This window comes from Acinetobacter sp., from assembly GCF_050285345.1.
Taxonomy (GTDB): Bacteria; Pseudomonadota; Gammaproteobacteria; order Pseudomonadales; family Moraxellaceae; genus Acinetobacter.
The window spans coordinates 1-3,485 of sequence record NZ_JBLZXR010000034.1 but is presented as its reverse complement, the minus strand read 5'-3'; the positions used below and the strand labels follow the sequence as shown (position 1 = coordinate 3,485).

The window sequence follows — 3,485 nt, the reverse complement described above, 5'->3', positions numbered from 1 at the left end:
TCAGTCGTTTTAAATTCTCAATTAGGTAATCCTCCTTTACAGTTGGAAAAATTAATTAAAAGTTGAGATTGGCGTAATTCATCTAATTTAACGAGCCTGTTAAACCATGAAAATGGCTGTTTAGCTCGACTTATCTTATTGGCCACGTAAGGTCTGTTGATAAAAACGCCATTCATCTTCAAGCATTTTCTTTAAGCTTTGCTCAGGCTGCCAATTCAATACGCGTTCCGCCTTTTCAATATTGGCACCCAATTGATCATACTCCTGATTTGGATAATACGTAGAATCTATAGTTTTAATTTCAGATTGAGTCACTTCTGCGATGGTATCGAGTAGTTTTTGAATCGAAATCAACTCACCTGCAATATTAAAGGCTTCACATGCAAACTGCTGCGTTGGCAGCCATTGTAAGCACTGCCATATAGCTTTACAGCAATCCAGCACGTGTAAGAAACTCCGCTCTACCGTACCATCTTCTGTTTTGGCCTGTTTCCGCAGTTCAATATAATCTCTTTGCATTGCGCCAACTTGCATTGCCAGTGGCACAATATTTTTCGGTAAAGGTGTCACAAACTCACCTAATACTCCGTGTTCAAATGCACCCGCGATATTACCAAGTCGTAAAATGGCAATTTTCCACTCATTATCCGTCCGTGCAGTATCACGAATAATTTCCTCAACCATTTGCTGTGATTTTACATAAGGGTTTGGATAGGTGTAATTAAATATAGTGTCTTCTGTGAGTGCTGCGGAAGATTGACCATACACAGCCAGACTTGATAAATGTACTAAGGTTCGTACACCGGTTCTTTGCATCGCGCGTAATAAACTCATGATGCAACTGACATTATCATTATAATATTCAAGAGGTTTTAACACAGACTCTTCTAATGATTTAAAGCCTGCTGCATGGATCACCGCATCAACAGAATATTGCTCAAAGACTTTATTTAATGCCGGTGTATTGCGGATATCCAGCTTGACAAAAGGCACATACATGCCTGAAATATATTCGAGTCGTTCCAATGTTTGTAAGTTTGCATTCGATAAATTATCGACAATAATGACTTCTTGACCCTGAGCCATTAAACTCAAGGCGATATGTGAGCCTATAAAGCCTAAACCACCAGTCACTAAAACCATTGTATAATACCTTTTTTTCTTATGAAGTCAGAATAACAGTCCAAAGGCTGCTTATTCATTTAGTGAATTTCGATGAGTACCTTATTACTAATTACCGCCTCACCTACTTCAATTCATGCTTGGCATGCTTTAGGTCTTGCGCAAGCACTCAAACAAAAAGATGAAAGCTTTCGAGTTTTTTTCTATCAAGATGGTGTGAATGTAGCGAACTCCCTACAATGGGTGCCAGATGATCAACTCAGACTTACACAGGAATGGCAAAAACTCGAAATTCGCCTACCTGTTTGCGTCAGTGCAGCTTTAGCACGTGGAATTATAGATCAGGAAAATGCTCAGCGACATCAAATCCAGCAATACAACCTAGCAGCTCAGTTTGAGTTAGTCGGCCTAGGTGAACTTGCGGATGCTGTACAGTCAGCCGACCGCTTAATTCAATTCTAAGTCTTTAATTTCCACGAATTTGTTGCATTTAAAAGGAATATTGTTTGAAAACTGTACTCGTTGTATTAACCCATGCAAATCTTGCAAGTTTACAAGTACATGAAAGCTTGTCTGCCACCATGGTTTTGGCAACATTTGGCTGTGAGGTCAAAGTTTTGTTTAAAGATGCTGCGCTGAGCTTACTGAATGCTGAACAGGAGTTTAACCAGTTCAAGCATGCTTTTAAATTAGCATCTAACTTGGTCGATAGTTTTGAATTTTATGATCTCACTCCGATTTTGATCGAACAAAAAAATGCGCAACACCCGTTTGTGGTCAATGCCGAGCAAGAACTTGAATTTGTTGAATTGAATGCTGAATTAATTCAACGTTTTGATCATGTGCTGTATTGGTAATTGAGGAATTATAAATGTCAAATTCAACCCTTTACCTCCTACAATCCAGTTATGCAAATACCTCTCAAAGCATTACGCAGTTAGGTCAGTTCATCGCTGCGGGTGATGCCATTGTGCTCATGGGTGAATCGGTGTTATTCATTACAGATGAACAAATCCAGCAATTGGGCACATGTTATGTGCTCGAACAAGACGTACAAATTTTAGGAAAACATGCCCACTATAATCACATGCACGTGATTAATTATGCTCAGTTTGCTGACCTCTGCTTGCAATATATGCGCTGTATTAGCTTAAAATAATCGCCAAATATCGAAGTGTGTTTTACTGTTTTTCTACAGCATAGAACGACGGATTGCACCGATTGACTCAAAATATTGGATAAACCATGAATCTTGAACTAGACCAAGACGGACATTTGGTGGATTACACCATTTGGAATGAAGCTGTCGCACAAGAGTTAGCGAAAAGCTTAGAGCTTGAACTAAGCCCTTGGCATTTTGAAATTTTACAAGCCGTTCGCCAGTTCTATCAACAGTTTGGTCACTCACCTGCAACACGCCCACTGATTAAATATTTAATGAAAACGGTTAGCCCAGAAGTTAACAACGCTGTACTTCAAGAGAAATTTAATACTGGGCTTGTAGCACGACATTTAAGTCGTCTTGCAGGCATTCCTAAACCTGCAAACTGTCTCTAATCGAATTATTTTTATGCAGTTTTAGTTAGATTTACTTAGGCTATTCAGATTAAATAATACGTCTCACTTAAGCTTGTTTGAGTTGATTAATGGCATTGAAATAAGCTTGAGTGAAAACCGGTTTTACCTGTTTAGCATGGATCGGTTCATGACAACATGAACATACCATCAAGGGCTGAAAGGTTTGGCAGCAGTGCTGATGTACATATTCCACAGGTGAACCTTCACCATTGTCCATATATTGGTCTGCCCAATGGGTCATGGCTAATAAAATTGGATATAAATCTAAACCTTTCTGTGTGAGTCGGTATTCAAAACGTTCCTGTCGATCAACATACGGAGCTTTGACTAAAATCTCCTGCTCGACTAGGCGTTTTAAACGATCTGACAATACATGCCGTGTCACGCCAAGATTTTCCTGAAAATCATCAAAGCGACGAATACCCATAAAAGCATTCCGGATAATGAGCATGGTCCAACGATCACCTAGTACTGAAAGTGCCCGTGCGACTGAACACGGTTGTTGCCCAATTTCATCCCATTTCATCTCTTTGATCCATTATTCAAATCTTGCTAGAGACAAATTAATTCATTCATCGATTTTTTGCAAAATCATTTATACCTTGCACAGTTTTACCTGAGTCAGTCCAGTTTTACTTTATGATGAATGATCGATTTTGTCTTGTTCAAACATACAAATATATCGGTTAACGTTCAGTTTTATAAACAAACGCCAATCTCAACTTTTAATTAATTTTTCCAACTGTAAAGGAGGATTACCTAATTGAGAATTTAAAACGACTGAA

6 protein-coding genes are annotated in these 3,485 nt (G+C 38.8%); 4 read left to right on the top strand and 2 right to left on the bottom strand.

Annotation, left to right across the window (positions count from 1 at the left end):
- Positions 1-135: 135 nt before the first annotated feature.
- Entirely contained in the window at positions 136-1,143 is a 1,008-nt protein-coding gene (locus ACN6OV_RS03190) for an SDR family NAD(P)-dependent oxidoreductase (RefSeq protein WP_427949595.1), read from the bottom strand.
- 72 nt (positions 1,144-1,215) lie between these two features.
- Here ACN6OV_RS03190 and tusD point away from each other — a divergent pair, with 72 nt between their 5' ends.
- From tusD to ACN6OV_RS03170, 4 genes are all read left to right on the top strand, one after another.
- The gene (tusD, locus tag ACN6OV_RS03185) at positions 1,216-1,584 is read left to right on the top strand and encodes a sulfurtransferase complex subunit TusD (protein WP_427949593.1); all 369 of its coding nucleotides are present in this window, start codon (positions 1,216-1,218) and stop codon (positions 1,582-1,584) included.
- 44 nt (positions 1,585-1,628) lie between these two features.
- On the top strand, positions 1,629-1,979 hold the full coding sequence (locus ACN6OV_RS03180) for a hypothetical protein (protein WP_427949592.1): 351 nt from the start codon (positions 1,629-1,631) through the stop codon (positions 1,977-1,979).
- A gap of 14 nt (positions 1,980-1,993) precedes the next feature.
- On the top strand, positions 1,994-2,281 hold the full coding sequence (locus tag ACN6OV_RS03175) for a DsrH/TusB family sulfur metabolism protein (protein ID WP_427949591.1): 288 nt from the start codon (positions 1,994-1,996) through the stop codon (positions 2,279-2,281).
- Positions 2,282-2,367: 86 nt separating this feature from the next.
- A complete protein-coding gene (locus ACN6OV_RS03170; protein ID WP_427949589.1) occupies positions 2,368-2,679 on the top strand; it encodes a TusE/DsrC/DsvC family sulfur relay protein in 312 nt (103 codons plus the stop codon).
- A gap of 67 nt (positions 2,680-2,746) precedes the next feature.
- Here the strand turns inward: ACN6OV_RS03170 and ACN6OV_RS03165 are convergent, their stop codons facing one another.
- Positions 2,747-3,226: a winged helix-turn-helix transcriptional regulator gene (locus ACN6OV_RS03165; protein WP_427949587.1), complete on the bottom strand. Its 480-nt coding sequence runs from the start codon at positions 3,224-3,226 to the stop codon at positions 2,747-2,749.
- Positions 3,227-3,485 lie beyond the last annotated feature (259 nt).